The sequence below is a fragment of the Capnocytophaga sp. oral taxon 329 str. F0087 genome, assembly GCF_000213295.2.
GTDB classification, from domain to species: Bacteria; Bacteroidota; Bacteroidia; order Flavobacteriales; family Flavobacteriaceae; genus Capnocytophaga; species Capnocytophaga leadbetteri_A.
Genome location: NZ_KN390065.1, coordinates 1 through 3088, shown reverse-complemented (window position 1 = coordinate 3088; position 3088 = coordinate 1). Strand labels below are relative to the sequence as shown.

Sequence of the window (3088 nt, the reverse complement as noted above, 5' to 3'; positions counted from 1 at the left end):
CTTATTCATATCTCCACCGACTATGTGTTCGGAGGCAATGGCAATACGCCCTATACCGAAGCCGATAACACTTGTCCGTTGGGGGTATATGGTCGTACCAAATTAGCAGGAGAGCAGGCTATACAGCAGGCTGGTATTGAGCATCTTATCATACGTACTGCGTGGTTGTACTCGCTGCAGTTCGGTCATAATTTTGTAAAAACCATACAGCGACTCAGCCGCGAGCGCAACGAGCTAAAGGTCGTATTCGACCAAGTAGGCTCGCCCACCAATGCTGCCGACTTAGCCGCTTTTGTGGTGTATGTTATCGAAAACGCCTTGTATAAAGGCAAGCGCGAGGTGTATCATTTTTCTAACGAAGGGGTCTGCTCTTGGTATGATTTCGCTACCGAAATTGTAGCCCAAGCAGGCAATGCTTGCAAGGTACTGCCTTGTCGCTCAAGTGAATTCCCCAGCAAAGTAACGCGTCCTCCTTATTCAGTCCTCGACAAAGCCAAGCTCAAAACCGACTTTGCCTATGAGGTAAGACACTGGAGAGAGGCACTCATTAATTCTTAATTATGAATACAACTGTCCTTAAAGTAGATAATAATAGTGAGTTTGCGCAATCTTTTTTAGAGTTTGTGCAGACTTTGCCGTATGTAAAAATAGAGTTGCCTAAAGTTGCTAAACGCACAAAAAAAGAGGCAGAGGAACCCTGTTGTTGGTTTTGATATTGTAGAGCTAATGGATTCGCCAATGGCAAAACCTACCGCATTTTTAGCAGCAAAATTATACTATAAAATGTTGGCTTACTATCATTTAGCTGAAAAACAAACCTTTATAAAATCTAATTAATATGAAAAAATTACTTTTAATTGTCATGGTGGCAGCTCACTTTGTGGCTTTTGGACAAAATAAGAAAAAATCTATTCCTCCACCACCTGAAAAAATTACCAAACAAAAAGTGCAAAAATCTCCTTACCGAAGGATTTTTGAAGATAATATGATGCTTGCTTTTCAATGGAAAATGGAAGTAAAGGATTCTATTATTATCGCTAATGAAGACAGGATGATTTATAAAATCTATCTTGAATTTCAGTCGGATAAAGAATTAAGACCTTATAAAAAGCAACCTGATATTTCTGCTCTGAAAGTAATTTACTCTGTAGAAAAAGGAACTAAATTGGATAAAAACCTTACCCCTCGTACACATTATTTTGATTTAGTGGATTATCCATGGATTTCTGAATCCGTTAAAATTGTTGGCGATAATGTAGAACTAACAAATGATGAAACGAAAGAAAAGCAAATTTTTAAGATTTTTTTAGATAAGGACAAGAAAAATATCATTAAGCTCCAAGATTCGAAAACAAAGAAGGAGTTCTTCCCAACGGAGGATTTTTATTCTCCAACTATTAGTATATAGGTTTTTTTCAGAAAAAGAATGAGTAATAAAAAAAGTATTTGTATTATTCAGTTTAGTGATAGGGCTTTCTGTAAAGGCTCAAATCACGGTGAGAGGTGTGGTTTCGATGAGAAATGAAGGTAGAAACTATTGAACTGTGGTATACCATTTGTGAAAGATCAATAGGCGAGGTAATTGTCAACTATATGATACGCCCAGAGGAAACTGATGAAATCCTTGCTGTGAAGTATCACCTAAATGGGGAAATCCTTGCTATTGACTGGGAAAGTTAATTTATAGAGTAAAAGTTTTACAAAGTAAATAATAGGATTGAGGTGTCTAAATAATTTCATATATTTGCACTCTGAAAATACTTTGACGCCTCAATTAAATTTTTTGATCATTAAGCTAATGGAATAAAAATAATAACACAAAGGTAAATTCTATTTTATATTGCATAAATATCTTAAAAAAACCTTACCTTTGCAAAACAAAATATAAGCCAACATATGAAATTATTACTTATTAGTTTATTTTTAATAGGGACAGTGAGTTCTTGTGAAAATGTTGTTAATAATAACACTGAAAAAGATCCACAAAATGAATTATTAAGTATCGAATCTGATACCATATCTGATACCATATCTAATGCACAAGAACATTGTGATTTTGAAGATTTTATTAAGGAAGAGATTGGCTATTTAAATGGCGGTTTTAATAGCAAAGGAAGACTTGATTTAGGGAACATTAATATAAGTTCAATGCTCTCTAAACCATCTTTTCCTTATATTGAGGTTATTCCTTATATTGGGTTTATTGATATAAAGATTAAAAGAAGATTAGAGATTAATTTTCTAAAAATAGAAAAATCAACAACAAATGATAGTCTTTATATAGCAAAAGGGAAAACAAAAGTTGGTAAAAATGTAAGATTGTTTGAAGGAGATATAAAAATCAAACATATATATTTTTTTGCAGAGCATTCTAAAGGTTTAGAGGATGATATGGTGGGGAAAATAAAATCACAAGGAATTATCATTGCAGATTATCATTTTAGAGAAGATAAAAAATTATCAGCTACGGGTATCTTTGAAGGAAAGGTTTTATTAAGATGGTATATTAACAATAAAGGAGTGTTTTTATTTGATGATATTGAAGAATATTCAGATGACTATAGAAACAACCAATTTGTAGGGACTTGGACAAGTTATAAGACAGGAGTTAAAAAAGTAGCTAATTGGGGCATTTGTCGAATTCCTTGCTCAGGAGACTTAGATATAGGTGCAGCTGAATTTTCTCCTGCTCCTGAATATAAAAAATATGGCTGGGAAGACTATAAACCTTAAATAAAAAACCCTTACCTTTGCAAAACAAATAAACAAGATAGAACAATGAACAATCTACTCATGAATCGCACAAAATGAATGATAGAGTGCAGGTTGATGAATTTACCATAGGAGGAAAAGAGGAAGGAAAACAAGGTAGAAGCTATGAGATATATATTCTTGGGTATCAGAATTTAACATAGACTGCTATTTAGCGGAATACAGTTTTAGAATTAATCGCTCACAAAATAAAGACACTATCTTTAACAAATTAATGAAAAGAATTGTAGAACGTTCTCCCGTTTCCCAAACTCAATTAGTATGTAGCTAAATAGACACCTCAATAAATATTTTAAAATTTATAAAAAAAAACATA

At 33.3% G+C, this 3088-nt stretch carries 5 protein-coding genes and 1 pseudogene; all 6 read left to right on the top strand.

The features are described 5' to 3' along the window. Window positions 1-558: SDR family oxidoreductase (locus HMPREF9074_RS10975; RefSeq protein WP_034540809.1), on the top strand; the 558-nt coding region annotated here is incomplete at its 5' end. Window positions 559-560: 2 nt separating this feature from the next. After that, window positions 561-713, top strand: a complete 153-nt coding sequence (locus HMPREF9074_RS12735) for a hypothetical protein (protein ID WP_009390189.1) — start codon at window positions 561-563, stop codon at window positions 711-713. A 125-nt stretch (window positions 714-838) separates the two neighbouring features. Further along, window positions 839-1408: a hypothetical protein gene (locus HMPREF9074_RS10970; protein ID WP_009390191.1), complete on the top strand. Its 570-nt coding sequence runs from the start codon at window positions 839-841 to the stop codon at window positions 1406-1408. Window positions 1409-1521: 113 nt separating this feature from the next. Next, window positions 1522-1680 (top strand): DUF2004 domain-containing protein, encoded by a 159-nt coding sequence (locus HMPREF9074_RS12205; RefSeq protein ID WP_009390193.1) that lies wholly within the window; start codon window positions 1522-1524, stop codon window positions 1678-1680. A gap of 216 nt (window positions 1681-1896) precedes the next feature. After that, the gene (locus tag HMPREF9074_RS10965; RefSeq protein ID WP_009390195.1) at window positions 1897-2733 is read left to right on the top strand and encodes a hypothetical protein; all 837 of its coding nucleotides are present in this window, start codon (window positions 1897-1899) and stop codon (window positions 2731-2733) included. Window positions 2734-2795: 62 nt separating this feature from the next. Then, window positions 2796-3043 (top strand): annotated as a pseudogene (locus HMPREF9074_RS12200) (hypothetical protein); the annotation flags it as partial. Between the last annotated feature and the right edge of the window lie 45 nt (window positions 3044-3088).